Below are 15,944 nucleotides of genomic sequence, written 5' to 3' on the forward strand. Positions count from 1 at the left end.
CTGCACGAATCGAACACATTTGGCATTTCGGTGGGCAGTATCCGCCCCATCTGTGTTTCGGTCCGTAGGCATCCCCACCGATGCGGCAGACTGGGGGCGACGCCACCGGTGCTCCCGAAAGAGGCCTCATGCCCCAGAGTCTCCCGACCAACCCAACGCACTTCACCTCGGAGATCGACACCGGACTCGACGTCGAGAGCGACGTGGCCAACCCGGCCGGCGAGCTCGCCGACCCGGAGATCCTCCTGGAACTCGTCGACGACGAGGGCGTGACGATCGGGACGGCCGAGAAGCTCTGGGCGCACCAGCAGCCGGGCCGACTGCACCGCGCGTTCTCCGTGTTCCTGTTCGACCGCCAGGGCCGGCTGCTGCTCCAGCGCCGGGCGCTCGGCAAGTACCACTCCCCCGGGGTCTGGTCCAACACCTGCTGCGGCCACCCCTACCCCGACGAGCCGCCCTTCGTCGCCGCCGCGCGCCGCACCGCCGAGGAGCTGGGTGTGGCGCCCGCGCTCCTCTGCGAGGCCGGCACCGTGCGGTACGACCTGCCGGACGAGGCGTCGGGGCTGATCGAGCGCGAGTGGAACCACCTGTTCGTGGGTCTGGTCACCGATCCGGTGCGGCCCAACCCGGACGAGGTGGACGACTTCGCGTTCGTCACCGCGCAGGAGCTGAAGACGCTGGAGGCCGAGCGGCCGTTCTCGGTGTGGTTCCGGACGGTCTTCGAGGCCGCGCTGCCGGGTATCCGCGAGATCGCCGGGCGGGACTGGTAGGCGATAGGCCCCACCCCCGCCGCATCGGTCCGATCCGGTCCGGCGCGTGTGTGCGCGGGGGGCGGCGGGTACCCCTTCGGGCAGCGCGCCGGGTCGGCTAGCCGTGATGCCGGATGCTCGGGGCGGGGGCGGCGAGGCCGACGACACCCCCGGCACTCCCGTGACTACCGGCGCCCGTGCCGTCGATGCCCGTGTCGTCGGTGCCGTCCCCGGTGGAGGACGGAATGGGCAGTGAGGCCCAGACCACCTTGCCGCCCTCCCCGGTGCGCTCCACGTCACAGATCCCGCCCGCCTGCAGCGTCACGCTCTTCACCAGCAACAGCCCACGCCCGCCGAGCTGCCCGAGATCGCTCTGCAGCGCCTTCGGCCGGTACGGGTGGCCGTCCTCCACCGAGACCCGCACCCAGCCGCCGGCGATCGCCAGCTCGGTGGTGACCTGCGGAGTGAGCACCGCCGCGTGCGTCACCGCGTTGCTCACCAGCTCCGAGACGATCAGCAGCAGGTCGTCGATCAGCTCCTGGTACCGCACCCCGCTCATCCCCTGCGCCAGCAACCTGTCCCGTACGGCATGCCGGGTGCGCGGCACCGAGCACTCCTGCGCCAGCACCGAGATCCGCCAGACACCCTCGACGGGGCCGGCCGGCCCGGTGCCCGGCCGTCTCGTCACGGGTTCGACCGCCCCGCTGATCTGCTCCACGTCGAGCCGCCCTTCATGCTGAGAGCGGGAGGCGTCACCGGCTGCCGCCGACGTCGGGAATCCGGCACTCCGCTCAAGGCTCCCTTGGTCCACAGAGGCTAGGAGAGCCGGGGTGGACACCGGGGCAGCGTCGACAAGTTGTCCGTGTCGGACCGCTTGCGCCCGGCCTTGACCGGCCCGCGCTCCGCATCTGGGCGGAAATATTCGCCGTACACCACCGGATCGTTCATCCGGTGGCCGGATTCCCCTCTCCCGCCGCCCCGATTGCCCGGCTTGCCCGGCTACGCACTACCGACTCCCCCATCACCCCCCGCGCCCACGGACCACCGCCCGCCCGGACCGCAGAAACGCAGGTGAGAAGCACTCCAGAACCCTGGTAATGTTCTCTCTGTCGCCGAGGGGACAGCAGGAAGAACCCCGAAGCACACACCCTGTCCGGGTGGCGGAATGGCAGACGCGCTAGCTTGAGGTGCTAGTGCCCTTTATCGGGCGTGGGGGTTCAAGTCCCCCCTCGGACACCACTTCAGATCCCCGCGAGGCTCGCAAGAGCCCCGCGGGGATTCGTCGTTTCCGGCACCGCCGCCCGCCGGGTCCGCGCATCGGCCGGCGCGTCGGGCCGAGCCCACGGGCGCCACGGCCGACAGACCCGGGAGATCTGAAGGAGCACCGTCCCCCCGGGCAGACCGAGACGCGCGGCCACCGCTGAGAGGGTCATCCCGGTGGGGGGTGGGGGTGGCTATCTTGGGGGGCGTGGGTTCGTATCCTCCGGCGCGGCATCTGTTGCGGGCCAAGGACCTCGCTGACGCCCGGTATGCCGAGGCGCTCACGGTCGCCGAGCTCGCGGCGGCGGCCGGGCTGTCCCGCGCGCACTTCAGCCGTGAGTTCCGGCGGGCGTTCGGGGAGTCACCGCACGTGTACCTGCTGACCCGACGGCTGGAGCGGGCGGCCACGCTGCTGCGGATGACCGACCGGCCGATCGCCACCGTCTGCTTCGACGTCGGGCTGAACAGCCTGGGGTCGTTCACCACCAGCTTCACCCGGATGTACGGACTGACGCCCGCCGCGTACCGGGCCGCGTTCCCGCCCGCCGCCGCGCACGCGGTCATCCCCGGCTGCGTGCAGCGCGCCTACGGGCGGCCGCAACACCGCACGTTTCGAGAAGACGGCGCCGAGGGCCCCGGAATAGCGTGGCGGTAGCCCCGAAGGCAGAAGGAACGCGTACCGGGAGGATCCGATGATCAGAATCGCCACCGCGCAGCTCTGGGTTCACGACCAGGACGAGGCGCTCGCCTTCTACACCAAGAGCGTCGGGATGGAGGTCAAGTCCGACGTCACCCTCCCCGAGATGGGGAACTTCCGCTGGCTGACCGTCGGCCCGGCCGGGCAGGAGGATGTGGCCATCGTGCTGATGGCGATCCCCGGCCCCCCGGTGTTCGACGCCGAGACCCAGTCGCAGGTCGAGCAGCTGACCGCGAAGGGCGCGGCCGGCACCGTCTTCCTGACCACCGACGACTGCGACGCCGCCTACGCGGAGCTCTCGGGACGTGGCGTCGAGTTCAACGAGAAGCCGACCGACCGGCCGTACGGCCGCGACTGCGGGTTCCGGGACCCGTCCGGTAACAACATCCGGCTCACCGAGCTCCGGGACATGTGAGCGCCATGGCGCACCCCGGGCGCCCCGGGGTCACGGCCGCTGCCTGGCGGCCGGGCCGCCGGGGGGTTCGGGGTCGGGCGCGGGGGCGGGAGCGTCGGGCGGGGGCGGGGTCCAGGGCGGTGCCGAGTGCCGTCAGAAGCTCGGTGATGCGGTTGACGACGCGTTCGCCGTGCTCGTCGAACGGCGCGAGGAAGAGCTCCTCCTTGCTGCTGAAGTTGGAGTAGAACGCCCCCGGGTGTAGCCCGCGCGCTCGCAGATGTGCTCGATCGACGCGGCGTGGAAGCCCTGCTCGGCGAAGGTCTCCAGGGCTGCCCGGAGCAGCGCCGCGCGAGTGCGGGGGCGGCGCTTGGTCACACCCTTGGGCATCGGTTCTCCCTCATCGGACTCATCGGACGCCCGGCCAACGCCCGGCTGATCGCGCTGGTCAGGGAGGCGGAGGCGGCCGGGCCCGGCTCGGCCCGGGCCTGGAGCGGGGCGGCTCTCCTCGCCGAGCCGATCTCGCCGCGCTGACACCGGCGCGCCGAGGCCGGCGAGCTGACGCGGCCCCGGGCGGGGGCCACGCCGCGCCCGGCCGGCCAGGTGCAGCCGGCTCCGGAAGGGCGCGTTCCGTTGACTCGTCGTCAGCTCGCAGCCTTCTCTCGACCGGCCGGTTCGATCACGTCGACCAACATCCCTTCCCTGCAAGGGCATTGACATGGACGCGCAACGAGAGCTTAACCTGTCGGGCACTACCGATCGGTAGCGTCAGCACTGGATCGGCCGGCGGACCGTGCCGCGGCGCCCCCGCACCCCCAGCGAGGGTAGCCGCTGCAACGCCCTGGCCGAGAGTCGCACACACCCCCATACCTGCGCCGCGACGCAAACCGGAGAGCCCATGAGGCCCAAGTTGCTGCTGGCCGACATCGTCATCGGGATCACCCCGTTCCACGAACCGGACGCCGGCCTGGCCGAGGCCGTCTGCCGGGCGGGTGCCCTGGGCGTACTGGATCTCGGGGGCGGTGATCGCCGGTCGCGGGAGGAGCTTGCCGGGCTGTGCGAGCGGGCCCCCGGCCGGTTCGGCATCCGGATCGGCCCCGCCTGCCGGATCACCCCCGAGGAGCTGCGCGCCCTCGGCCCGGCCGGGCCGCACACCCTGGTACTGGCCGCCGGTATGCCCGACCGGGCGGTCGGGACGCTGTCCGCCGACTACCGCCTGCTGGTCGAGGTCACCGACCTGGAGCAGGCGCTGGCCGCCGTCCGGGCCGGCGCGCACGGGCTGATCGCCCGCGGCAGCGAGAGCGGCGGGCCGGTCGGGGAGTTGAGCACCTTCGTGCTGGTGCAGCAGCTGCTGGCCGCTCCGCAGATCCAGGCACCGGTGTGGGCCTGCGGCGGCATCGGGCCGCGCACCGCCGTGGCGGCGGTGGCCGGCGGGGCGGCCGGAGTGGTGCTGGACAGCCAGCTCGCACTGCTGGCCGAGTCCTCGGCGCCGGCGCAGGCCGCGGCCGCCGTACGGGGCATGGACGGCTCGGAGACCGCCGTCGTGGAAGGGCGCCGGGTGCTGCGCCGGGGCGGTGACCCCGAGATGGAACTGATGGTCGGTCAGGACGGCTTTCTGGCCGAGGTGTTCGCGACGAGATGGGGCACCGTCGGCCGGGCGGTGCGGGCCGTACGGGAAGCCGTGGTCGACGGGGTGCGGGTCGCGGCGCGCGGTGGCGCGGGGCCGCTGCTGCTCGGGCCCGGGGCACCGCTGAGCGAGGCACTGGGCACCAAACTGCCGCTCGCGCAGGGGCCGATGACCAGGGTCAGCGACCAGCCGGGCTTCGCGGCGGTGGTCGCCGACGCGGGCGCGCTGCCGTTCGTGGCCCTGGCCCTGGCCGGCCCGGAGCAGGCCCGGGAGCTGCTCGCGCAGACCGCCGCCTGTGTCGGCCCACTGCCCTGGGGCGTCGGCGTACTGGGGTTCGCCCCGGAGGAGTTACGCAGCGCCCAGCTGGCGCAGGTGCTGGCCGCGAGACCGAGCCATGCGGTGATCGCGGGCGGGCGGCCGGCGCAGGCGCGGGTGTTGGAGGAGGCGGGGATCCGGACCTTCCTGCACGTGCCCTCCCCCGGACTGCTGCGGCAGTTCCTGGAGGACGGTGCGCGCAGGTTCGTCTTCGAGGGTTCGGAGTGCGGCGGGCATGTCGGCCCCCGGCACAGCTTCCCCTTGTGGGAGGCCCAGTTGGCCGTCCTGGAGGAGTTCCTGGACGCCGAGGGGCAGCGGGGCCAGGGCCGCCCGGACGGGCGGCCCTGGGTGGAGGTGCTGTTCGCGGGCGGTGTGCACGACGAACGGTCGGCGGCGATGGTGGCGGCGATGGCCGCGCCGCTGGCGGAGCGGGGAGTGGCGGGCGGCCTGCTGATGGGCACGGCGTACCTGTTCACCGAGGAGGCGGTGGCCCTGGGGGCGGTGCAGCCGCAGTTCCAGCGCCAGATGCTGGCCGCCCGCGGGACCGAGCTGCTGCAGACGGCACCGGGCCATGCCACCCGGTGCGTGCCGAGCCGGTTCACCGCGGAGTTCCACGAGACCCGGGAGCGGCTGCGGGCGGCCGGAGTGCCGGACCGGGAGGTCTGGGAACAGCTGGAGCGGCTGAACATCGGGCGGCTGCGGATCGCCAGCAAGGGCGTCGACCGGGTGGCGGGTGCGCTCGCCGCGGTGGACGAGCAGGGGCAGCTGGAACGGGGCATGTTCATGGCCGGCCAGGTCGCGGTGCTGCGCTCGGCGACCACGACGGTGGCCGAGCTGCACACGGCGGTCAGCTCCGGGGCCGCGGACTTCCTGACCGCCCGGGCGGGCGACCTCGCGCAGCGGCTCGGCCTGGACACCGACACGGCGGGGCAGGAGCGGCCGCAGCCGCTGGAGATCGCGGTGATCGGCATGGCCGGCATCTTCCCGCAGGCCCCCGACCTGCCCTCGTTCTGGGCGAACGTGGTGGCCGGCGTGGACGCGATCACCGAGGTGCCGGTGCAGCGGTGGGACCCGGCGGTGTACCACGCGGCCGGCGGCGGGCCCGGCACCACACCGTCCAAGTGGGGCGGCTTCCTGCCGCCGATCCCCTTCGACCCGCTGAGCTACGGCATCCCGCCGGCCGCACTGGGCAGCATCGAGCCGGTACAGCTGCTGGCGCTGGAGACGGCGCGCAGGGCGCTGGTGGACGCGGGGTACGACGGTGGCGGCGGGCAGGGCGGCCGGCCCTTCGACCGCTCGCGCACCAGTGTGGTGTTCGGTGCCGAGGCGGGCAGCGACCTGTCCAACGCGGGAGTGCTGGGCGCGGTGCTGCCGGCCTACCTGGGCCGGGTGCCGGAGGCGATCGCCGAGCAGCTGCCCGTCCTCACCGAGGATTCCTTCCCCGGCATGCTCTCCAACGTCATCGCGGGCCGGATCGCCAACCGGCTGGACCTGGGCGGCGCCAACTACACCGTGGACGCGGCCTGCGCGTCCTCGCTGGCGGCACTGGACGCGGCCTGCAAGGAACTGGCCACCGGCAGCAGCGACCTGGCACTGTGCGGCGGCGCGGACCTGCACAACGGGATCAACGACTACCTGCTGTTCGCCTCGGTGCACGCGCTCTCGCCGACCGGCCGCTCCCGCCCGTTCGACGCCTCGGCGGACGGCATCGCGCTCGGCGAGGGCGTCGGCTGCCTGGTGCTGAAGCGGCTGGCGGACGCGGAGCGGGACGGCGACCGGGTGTACGCGGTGGTGCAGGGGATCGGCAGCGCGAGCGACGGCCGGTCGCTGGGCCTGACGGCGCCGCGCCCCGAGGGGCAGCGGGCGGCGCTGGAGCGCGCGTACCGCGGCGCCGGGATCGGGCCGGCCGAGGTCGGCCTGGTCGAGGCGCACGGCACCGGGACGGTGGTCGGCGACCGTACCGAACTCACCACCCTGAGCGAGGTGTTCACCCGGGCGGGAGCGGCGCCGGGCAGTTGCGCGCTGGGGTCGGTGAAGTCGCAGATCGGGCACGCCAAGTGCGCGGCCGGGCTGGCGGGCCTGATCAAGGCCACGCTGGCGCTGCACACCGGGGTCCGGCCGCCGACCCTGCACCTGGAGCAGCCGAACGCGGCCTGGCAGGCCGGGTCGAGCCCGTTCGCCTTCCACACCGAGGCCACGCCGTGGGCGCAGCCGCCCGCCGAACGGGTCGCCGGGGTCAGCGCGTTCGGCTTCGGCGGCACCAACTTCCATGCCGTGCTGCGGGGTTATGACGGGCCGCAGCCGCTGCACGGGTTGCAGGAGTGGCCGGCCGAGCTGTTCCTCTTCCGGGGCGCCGACCGGGAGCGGGCGCTGCGCGGGGTGGCGGAGCTGCTGCGGCTCGCGGAGGCGGACGGCGGGGACGGTCGTACGGGCGGTGCGTCGTGGCGGCTGCGGGACCTGGCGCTGGCCGCCTCACGGCGGGCGGAGTCGGGGCGCGGGCCGGTGCAGGTGGCGGTGGTGGCCTCGGACGTCGCGCAGCTGGTCGGGTCGCTGCGGCGGGCCGCCGCCGGCGAGCACGACCCGGCGGCCGGGCTGCACCTGGCAGCCGGGGCGGACGGGGCAGGCGGGGTGGACGGGCCGGAAGGCGCGGCCGGGGCCGCCGGCGGCCAGGTGGCGTTCCTCTTCCCCGGGCAGGGCAGCCAGCGCCCGGGCATGTTCGCGGCGCTGTTCGCCGCGTTCCCGCAGGTCCAGCGGCATCTCCGGCTGGGCCGGGAGCACGCCGACGTGCTGTACCCGCCGGACGCCTTCACCGCCGGGGCACGTGAACAGCAGCGCGCGGCGCTGACCGACACCCGGGTCGCCCAGCCCGTGCTGGGCATAACCGGCCTGGCCGCGTACGAGCTGCTCGCGCTGGCGGGGGTGCGGCCGCAGCTGGCGGCGGGCCACAGCTACGGCGAGCTGGTGGCGCTCTGCGCGGCGGGGGCGCTCGCAGCACAGGACCTGCCCGCGCTCAGCGCCGAGCGCGCGCGGGCCATCCTCGACGCGGTGGGCGAGGGCGCGGACCCGGGTGCGATGGCCGCCGTCACCGCCGGGGCCGAGGACGTGGAGCGGGCGCTCGCGGCGGCCGGCCTGGCCGGGCGCGTGGTGGTGGCGAACCGCAACGCGCCCCGGCAGAGCGTCGTCTCCGGCGCGAGCGAGGAGGTGGCGGCGGCGACCCGGCTGCTGCGCGAGGCCGGGTACGGGGTGAAGCGGCTGCCGGTCGCGTGCGCCTTCCACAGCCCGCTGGTCGCCGGCGCCGGTGACCGGTTCGCCGAGGCGCTGGCCGCCCGGACGGTACGGGCACCGGAGTTCCCGGTCTGGTCGAACCGCACGGCCGCCGCCTACCCGCCGGACCCGGCGGCGGTGCACGCCGAGCTGGCGGCGCAGATCGGCGCCCCGGTGCGCTTCGTGGAGCAGATCGAGGCGATGTACGCGGCGGGCGCCCGGGTGTTCGTCGAGGCCGGGCCCGGGTCGGTGCTGACCAGGCTGGTGGGGGGCGTGCTCGGGGACCGGCCGCACCGGGCGGTCCCGGTCGAGGGGCGCCGCCGCGGCCTGCCGGGCTTCCTCGACGCGCTGGCCGAACTGGCAGTCGCGGGGGTGCCGGTGCGCACCGACCGGCTGCTGCGCGGCCGCGACGCGGTGGACGCGGGCCGGGCGCGGGCGACGCGCCGGCCCGGCTGGACGGTGGACGGGCAGCTGGTGCGCACCGCTGCCGGAGAACTGCTGCCCGGTGCGCTGGCACCGGCCCGACCCGTACCGGAGGCCCTGGTGACGACGCAGGACGCTCAGCCGCAGGACGCCCGTCCGAACGGTGACCGCTCCGCCGGGGACGCGCTGGTCTCGGAGTTCCTGAGAGGCAGCCGCGAGCTGATCGCGGCTCAGCGGGATGTGCTGCTCACCCACCTGGGCGGGGCGCCCGCGCTGCCGGGCACCGGCCCGGCGTCGCCCCCGGCGGTGACGGCGGTGACGGCGCCTGTGGTCGCGCCGGTGGTGGCGAGGCCCGCCGCCCTACCGGCGGTGGCCGCCGTCGCGGCGGAACCCGCCTCGCCCGTCGAGGCGCCCGCGCAGGAGCTCGGTGCCGAGGACATGCTGCGCGCGGTGGTGGAGGTGATCAGCGAGCGCACCGGCTACCCCGCCGACATGATCGAACCCGACCTCGACCTGGAGGCCGACCTCAGCATCGACTCCATCAAGCGCACCGAGATCATCGGGCGGCTCGCCCGCCGGCTCGCGGACGGCTCCGGCAGCGACCTCGCCGCGTTGGGTGACGAGGAGCTGGAGGAGCTCTCGCGAGCGCGTACCGCCGCCGCCATCACCGGCTGGCTGACCGCCCGGCTGAGCCGCCCCGAGCCCGATCTCGGCTCCGGGTCCGGCTCCGGCTCCGGCTCCGATGCTTCAGTCGTCGCGGAGCAGGATCCGGTACAGCCGGTGCAGCGGTCCGAGGCACCGGCCGTCGCGGGGCACGAGCCCGTGCGGCTGCGGTTCACGACCGTGCCGCTGGCGGCGCCCGCCGGGCGGCCGGATTCGCTCGCCGGCCGGCGGTTCGCCCTGCTGGGCGGGGACGGCGCGGGTGGGGGCGGCAGGGACAGCGGAGACGGCCACGGCATCGCGCGGGCCCTCGCGGCGCGGCTCGCCTCGCACGGCGCGCAGGTGCTGGCCGTCGACGCGGCGTACGAGCTGACGGCGGCTGACGGCCCGGTGGACGGCGTCCTGCTGCTGGACCCGCTCGCCGGGCAGGGCGCGCCCGCGCTGCCCGGCTGCGTACCGGCGTTGCAGGCCGCGCTGGCCCGCTCCCCCCGGTGGCTGCTGGCCGCACGGCCGGCGTCCGGCCAGGGCCCGGGCGCCGCGGGTGGCGGACGTGCGGACGGGCTGCGCGGGCTGTTCCGCACGCTGGCCCGCGAGTACCCCGGCACCACGGCCCGGCTGGTCGAGATCGGCCGGGCCGGCGAAGGGGCGGCCGACCCTGACGGAGCGCCGGCGGCGGGCCCGGACGACCCGGCGTACGCCGCCCGTGCGGCCGACGCGCTGATCGGCGAGCTGCTCGCCGAGGACCGCGAGCCCGTGGTGCTGCACGGCCCGGCCGGCCGGCAGGGTCTGGCGCTGGCGGAGTCCGGTCTCGGCGTGCTGGGCAGCACGGGGGCCGGGCCCGCCGGGGACGGGGTGGCGGAGGCCGCCGCGCTGGGGCTGGACCGGGACGCCGTGGTGCTGCTGGTCGGCGGTGCGCGCGGGATCACCGCCCGGTTCGCCGCCGCGCTCGCCGGCGCCTCCCGCTGCCGTCTGGAACTGCTGGGCCGCACCGCGCCGCCCGAGGGCCCCGAGGACCCGTCGACCGCCGCCGCGCCGGACCGCTCGGCGCTGCGGGCCGCGCTCGCCCGCCAGGGGGTGCCGCTGCCGGAGGTGGACGGCGCGGCCTCCCGGCTGCTGGCGGGACGCGAGGTGGCGGCGACGCTCGGCGAGCTGGCCGCCCTGGGCTCGTCCGCCCGCTACCGGGCCGTGGACGCGGCCGATCCGGCGGCGCTGCGGCAGGCCGTCAAGGAGGTCCACGCCGAGTACGGCCGGCTGGACGGCGTCGTCTTCGCGGCCGGCGTGATCGAGGACCGGGTGTTCGCGCAGAAGACCCCGGAGTCCTTCCGCCGGGTCTTCGCCACCAAGGCGGACGGTGCCCGCGCGCTGCTCGACGCGCTGGCCGAACTGCCGTCCGGGCCTCGCTTCACGGTGCTCTTCGGCAGCATCGCCGCCGCCCTGGGCAACCGGGGCCAGGCCGACTACGCGGCGGCCAACGACGCGCTGGAGGAGCTCGGGGCCCGGTGGGCGGCGCGGACCGGGCGGCGGGCGCTGACGGTGCACTGGGGGCCGTGGGCGCCGTCCGGTGCGCACGGCGGCATGGTCTCCGTGGAGCTGGCGCGCGACTACGCCCGGCGGGGTGTCCGGCTGATCGACCCGGGCGCGGGCACGCTGGCGCTGCTGCGCGAGCTGGCCTGGGGCGAGGAGTCCGCCCGGTCCGTCGTCTACACGGCCTCGGGCTGGTGACCGCGCCGGTGGCGGACAACGGCCCGACGCACCGGTTGCCGCCGGTGGCGGTGGTGGGGATGGCGGTACTGCTGCCCGGCGCCCCGGACCTGGCGGCGTACTGGCGGAACCTGCTCGGCGGCGTGGACGCGATCACGGACGTCCCCGAGGGGCGCTGGGACGCTGCGTACTACGACCCGGCGGCGGCCACCGGACCGGCCGCACCGGACCGGCTCTACTGCCGGCGCGGCGGCTTCGTGGACGGGCTGGCCGAGGTGCAGCCGACCCGTTTCGGCATCATGCCGAGCTCGGTGCCCGGCACCGAGCCCGACCAGCTGATCGCACTCCAGGTGGCCGCCGCCGCCATCGCGGACGCGGGCGGCGAGCACCGGCTGCCCGACCGTGACCGGATCGGCGTGGTGCTGGGCCGGGGCGGGTACCTGACGCCGGGGCTGGTCCGGCTCGACCAGCGGGTCCGCAGCGCGCACCAGCTGGTCCGCACCCTCGGCGAACTCCTCCCCGACCTGACGAGCAGTCAACTCGACCGAGTGCGGGCGGCGTTCACCGACCGGCTGGGCCCGGACCGGCCGGAGTCCGCGATCGGGCTGGTGCCCAACCTCACCGCCTCCCGGCTGGCCAACCGGCTCGACCTGCGCGGCCCCGCGTACACGGTGGACGCCGCCTGCGCGTCCTCACTGGTCGCCGTGGACCAGGCGGTCGGCGAGCTGGCGACCGGGCGCTGCGACGTGGTGCTGGCGGGCGGTGTGCACCACTGCCACGACGTCACGCTGTGGAGCGTGTTCGCCCAGCTGCGGGCGCTCTCCCCCAGCCAGCGGATCCGCCCGTTCCACCGGGGAGCCGACGGCATCCTGATCGGCGAGGGCACCGGCGTGGTGGTGCTCAAGCGGCTCGACGACGCCGAGCGCGACGGCGACCGGGTGTACGCGGTGATCCGCGGCACCGGCGTGGCCAGCGACGGCCGCACAGCCGGGCCCGCCACGCCCGACCCGGCCGGCCAGAGCCGCGCGGTGCGGGCGGCCTGGCGGGCGGCCGGGCTCGACCCGGCGGCGCGCGGGGCGCTCGGCCTGCTGGAGGCGCACGGCACCGCGACCCCGGCCGGGGACGCGGCCGAACTGGCCACGCTGGCCGAGGTGTTCGGCCCGGTCGGCGCCGGCGAGGAGCGGGCGGTGCTCGGCTCGGTGAAGTCGATGATCGGCCACACCATGCCGGCCGCCGGCGTGGCCGGGCTGATCAAGGCGGCCCTGGCCGTGCACCACGGCGTCCTGCTGCCGACCCTGCACTGCGAGGATCCGCACCCGGCGCTGGCCGGCACCCGCTTCCGTACCGTCGCCCGGGCGCAGCCCTGGGAGAGCGCCGGCGGTCTGCCCCGCCGCGCCGGGGTGAACGCCTTCGGCTTCGGTGGCATCAACGCGCACGTGGTGCTGGAGCAGGCCCCGGGCCCGGACGGCACCCCCGGCGCCGCCGGGCCGGACGGCCGGCGGGCCGCCGTGGTCGTCACCGAACCCGAGCGGGTGCTGCGGCTGGCGGCCGACGGGCCGGAGCAGCTTGCGCGGCTGCTGGCCGCCGACGACCGCACCGTCCTGGCCGCCGCCGCGCCCGAGCGGGGCGGGCCCGCGGCGCGCTGCCGGGTGGCCGTGGTGGACCCCACCGGCAAGCGGCTGGCGCTGGCGCGCCGCGCGGTGGCCAGGGGCCGGGCCTGGCGCGGGCGCAATGACGTCTGGTTCGCCCCCGAGCCGCTGCTGACCCCGGGCCGGGCGGGAGGCGGGCGGCTGGCGTTCCTCTTCCCGGGCCTGGAGGGCGAGTTCACCCCCCGGGTGGACGATGTCGCCGACCACTTCGGCCTGCCGCGCCCCGCGCTGGCCGGCGGCGCTCCGGGCTCCGCCGCCCGGGTGGGCGACATCGGGCGGCACGGCGCCGGCGTGGTCGCCGTCGGGCGGCTGCTCGACACGGCCCTGCGGCACACCGGCGTACGGCCGGACGGCGTCGCCGGGCACAGTGTCGGCGAGTGGACGGCGATGATCACCGGCGGCCTGTACGCGGGCACCGCCGTGGACGCCTTCCTGGAGTCGTTCGACCCCGACGCGCTGCACGTCCCCGGGCTCGCCTTCGCCGCGCTGGGCGCTCCGGCCGCCCGGGTCCTGGAGGCGCTCTCGACGGTCGAGGGCATGGACGAGGTGGTGCTGTCGCACGACAACGCGCCGCAGCAGTCGATCGTCTGCGGGCCCGAGCGGCCCGTCGGGGAGCTGGTGCGGTGGTTCCGCTCGCACGGCGTGCTGGGCCAGGTGCTGCCCTTCCGCTCCGGCTTCCACACGCCGATGCTCGGCCCGTACCTGGAGCCGATCCGGCGGGCCGCCGAGGGCTTCGAGCTGCACCGCCCCGCCGTACCCGTCTGGTCCGGCACCACCGCCTCGCCGTACCCCGGCACCGAGGCGGGCGTGCGGGAGTTGTTCATCCGCCACCTGCTGGAGCCGGTACGGTTCCGGCCGCTGGTCGAGGCCCTGTACGCGGCGGGGTTCCGGGCGTTCGTCCAGGTGGGTACCGGGCAGCTCGGCTCGCTGGTCGGCGACACGCTGGGCGAGCGGGACCACCTGGCGATCGCGGCGAACTCACCGCACCGGGACGGGCTCGCCCAGCTCCGGCGGGTCGCCGCCGCGCTCTGGGCGGACGGCGCGGAGCCCGACGCGGCGGCGCTGCTGCCGGGCCGTTCCGCGACGCGGGCGGCGGCGGAGGTGGAGGCTGAGGCTGAGGCTCGCGAGCAGGCGCCCGGGCGGGCGCATCCGGCGGTGCCGCTGGAACTCGGCGGGGCGCTCGTCTCGCTGGACCCGGCCGCCCTCGGCGGGCTCCGCGCGGAACTGACGGCCGGTGACACGCGAGGCGGTCCGCCCGCCCGTACCCCTGTCCGTACGCCCGGTGGCCCTGGCCTGGCGGCGCTGGCGGCCCGCTTCCCGATGGCGGCCGAGCTCGACGCGCTGCTGCGGGAGACCGAGCAGGCCGCGGTGCAACTGATCGGCACCCGGCCGGGCGCCGGGGCACCGACCCCGGCCCCGGCCCTGCCGGCTGCGACCTCGCCGCCGGCCGCCGCGCGGACCAGCCGGCTGCACGTCTCGCCCGCGGCCATGCCGTACCTGCTCGACCACTGCTTCTTCCGCCAGCGCCCCGGCTGGCCCGACCTCACCGACCGCTGGCCCGTCGTCCCGGCGACGACGATCGTGCAGCACCTGATGGACGCCGCCGAGCGGGCGGTGCCCGGCCGGGTGACCGCCGAGGTGCACGGGCTGCGGTTCGGCCGGTGGGTGCCAGCCGCCACCCCGCTGGACGTGGAGATCACCCTCCGGGACGCGGGCCCCGGCCGGCTCGCCGCCGACTTCGGCGGCTACGCGCGCGGCACCGTCGAGCTGACGGACCGCCGGCCCGCGCCCCCGGCAGCCTGGCGGCCCGACCTCGCGAGCGAGCGCGTGCCCGATCTGACGGCCGCCGGGCTCTACGAGCAGCGCTGGATGTTCCACGGCCCGGCGTTCCAGGGCCTGACCGAACTCACCGCGCTGGGCGAGGCCCACGTACGGGGCGTGATCACCGCACCGGCGGCGCCGGGCGCGCTGCTGGACAACGTCGGCCAGCTGCTCGGCTACTGGATCATGGCGACCCGCACCGAACGGACCGTGGTCTTCCCGGTCGGGATGCGGCGGATCCGGTTCTTCGGCCCGCCGCCACGGCCGGGCACCGCGCTGGAGTGCCACATCCGCATCACCGGCCTCACCGACACCACGCTGGAGGGCGACGTCCAGCTGCTGACCGGCTGCCGCGTCTGGGCCCAGGTGGACGGCTGGCAGGACCGCCGCTTCGACAGCCACCCCGACACCCGTCCCGTCGAACGCTTCGTCGACCGCCACACCCTCTCCACGCCCCAGCCCGGCGGCTGGGTGCTGCTGCACGAACGCTGGCCGGACCTCGCCTCCCGAGACCTGATCATGCGCAACCACCTGGGCTCCGCCGAGCGGGCCCGGTACGAGCAGCAGCAGCCGCGTGCACGGCGGGGGTGGCTGCTGGGCCGGATCGCGGTGAAGGACGCGGTACGGCACTGGCTCCGGGAGCACGGCGAGGGGCCGGTGTTCCCCGCCGAGATCGAGGTGTCCAACGAGCCTCCCCCGGCCTCCGGCGAGGGGTACCCCCATGGCCGGCCCAGGGTCACCGGGCTGCACGGCCGCACACTGCCGGAGCTCGACGTCTCGCTCGCGCACCGGGCCGAGGCGGCGGTCGCGCTGGTCCGGCCGCGCGAGGGCGGCGGCGGGCCCGGCGCGGTGGGCATCGACCTGGAGGAGGTGACGGACCGTCCGGCGCAGACCCTGCTGGTCGCGCTCGGCCCGGCGGAGCGCGAGCTGCTGGCCGCCTGCCGCGCCGCCGCCGTGGCGACGCGGGCCGGGGCGGGGGCGCAGGCGGGAGCGGGCCCGGGGGAGGACTCCGAGGCGCTCTGGTTCACCCGGTTCCGGGCCGCGAAGGAGGCGGCCGCCAAGGCCGAGGGCACCGGGCTGCGGGGCCGCCCGCGCGACTTCGAGGTGATCGCGGCGACCGCGTCCGAGCTGCTGGTCACCGCCCCGGGGCCGGGCCCGGCCCGCACCCACCGCGTCCGCTGCACCCGGCTCACCTCCCCGCCCGGTCTGCCGGAGCGCAGCTACGTCGCGGCCTGGACGACCGCCCGGGACGAGCGCGGCACCGCGGACCCCGGCGAGCACCGCGCCGCGGGCCCGAGCAGGCCCGACCGCGGGTCCGACCGCGGGCACGACACCGCGAACCCCGGCGAGAACGACGAAGGGACGGCAGCGAAGTGACCACCAGCGA

General features: G+C 76.2%; 7 protein-coding genes, 1 tRNA gene and 1 pseudogene. 7 read left to right on the forward strand and 2 right to left on the reverse strand.

All coding sequences use genetic code 11. The annotated features are described in order from the left end of the window. Positions 1-128 precede the first annotated feature (128 nt). The gene (gene idi / locus ACIBH3_RS18690; RefSeq protein ID WP_396313083.1) at positions 129-770 is read left to right on the forward strand and encodes an isopentenyl-diphosphate Delta-isomerase; all 642 of its coding nucleotides are present in this window, start codon (positions 129-131) and stop codon (positions 768-770) included. A 223-nt stretch (positions 771-993) separates the two neighbouring features. Here idi and ACIBH3_RS18695 read toward each other — a convergent pair. Continuing rightward, positions 994-1,467, reverse strand: a pseudogene (locus tag ACIBH3_RS18695) (ATP-binding protein); the annotation flags it as partial. Between the two features lie 433 nt (positions 1,468-1,900). On the opposite strand from ACIBH3_RS18695, the gene ACIBH3_RS18700 reads away from it, so the two are divergent. The 3 genes from ACIBH3_RS18700 (at position 1,901) to ACIBH3_RS18710 (ending at position 3,121) form a co-directional block, all read left to right on the forward strand. After that, a tRNA-Leu gene (locus ACIBH3_RS18700) sits at positions 1,901-1,988 on the forward strand. A gap of 229 nt (positions 1,989-2,217) precedes the next feature. Further along, positions 2,218-2,664 carry a helix-turn-helix transcriptional regulator gene (locus tag ACIBH3_RS18705; protein WP_396313084.1) on the forward strand — a complete coding sequence of 149 codons (447 nt, stop codon included), beginning with the start codon at positions 2,218-2,220 and terminating at the stop codon, positions 2,662-2,664. Positions 2,665-2,701: 37 nt separating this feature from the next. Further along, positions 2,702-3,121: a VOC family protein gene (locus tag ACIBH3_RS18710; protein ID WP_396313085.1), complete on the forward strand. Its 420-nt coding sequence runs from the start codon at positions 2,702-2,704 to the stop codon at positions 3,119-3,121. Between the two features lie 132 nt (positions 3,122-3,253). On the opposite strand, the gene ACIBH3_RS18715 is transcribed toward ACIBH3_RS18710, so the two are convergent. Next, entirely contained in the window at positions 3,254-3,487 is a 234-nt protein-coding gene (locus ACIBH3_RS18715) for a TetR family transcriptional regulator (protein WP_396313086.1), read from the reverse strand. On the opposite strand from ACIBH3_RS18715, the gene ACIBH3_RS18720 reads away from it, so the two are divergent. The 3 genes from ACIBH3_RS18720 to ACIBH3_RS18730 all read left to right on the forward strand — a co-directional run bounded on the left by ACIBH3_RS18720 (position 3,380) and on the right by ACIBH3_RS18730 (position 15,934). Further along, the gene (locus tag ACIBH3_RS18720; protein WP_396313253.1) at positions 3,380-3,631 is read left to right on the forward strand and encodes a hypothetical protein; all 252 of its coding nucleotides are present in this window, start codon (positions 3,380-3,382) and stop codon (positions 3,629-3,631) included. The genes ACIBH3_RS18715 and ACIBH3_RS18720 overlap by 108 nt on opposite strands. 364 nt (positions 3,632-3,995) lie before the next feature. Then, complete coding sequence (locus ACIBH3_RS18725; protein WP_396313087.1) at positions 3,996-11,108, forward strand: SDR family oxidoreductase; 7,113 nt, start codon at positions 3,996-3,998, stop codon at positions 11,106-11,108. Continuing rightward, positions 11,105-15,934, forward strand: a complete 4,830-nt coding sequence (locus ACIBH3_RS18730) for a beta-ketoacyl synthase N-terminal-like domain-containing protein (protein WP_396313088.1) — start codon at positions 11,105-11,107, stop codon at positions 15,932-15,934. The genes ACIBH3_RS18725 and ACIBH3_RS18730 overlap by 4 nt, the downstream gene beginning before the upstream one ends. The last annotated feature ends 10 nt before the right edge of the window (positions 15,935-15,944 follow it).

This window comes from Kitasatospora sp. NPDC050543 (assembly GCF_044457565.1).
Taxonomy (GTDB): domain Bacteria; phylum Actinomycetota; class Actinomycetes; order Streptomycetales; family Streptomycetaceae; genus Kitasatospora.

Bases quoted from the DNA above. Each gene is read 5' to 3' on its own strand.
- idi (WP_396313083.1), top strand. From the start codon at position 129: ATGCCCCAGAGTCTCCCGACCAACCCAACGCACTTCACCTCGGAGATC.
- ACIBH3_RS18710 (WP_396313085.1), top strand. From the start codon at position 2,702: ATGATCAGAATCGCCACCGCGCAGCTCTGGGTTCACGACCAGGACGAG.
- ACIBH3_RS18715 (WP_396313086.1), bottom strand. From the start codon at position 3,487: ATGCCCAAGGGTGTGACCAAGCGCCGCCCCCGCACTCGCGCGGCGCTG.
- ACIBH3_RS18725 (WP_396313087.1), top strand. From the start codon at position 3,996: ATGAGGCCCAAGTTGCTGCTGGCCGACATCGTCATCGGGATCACCCCG.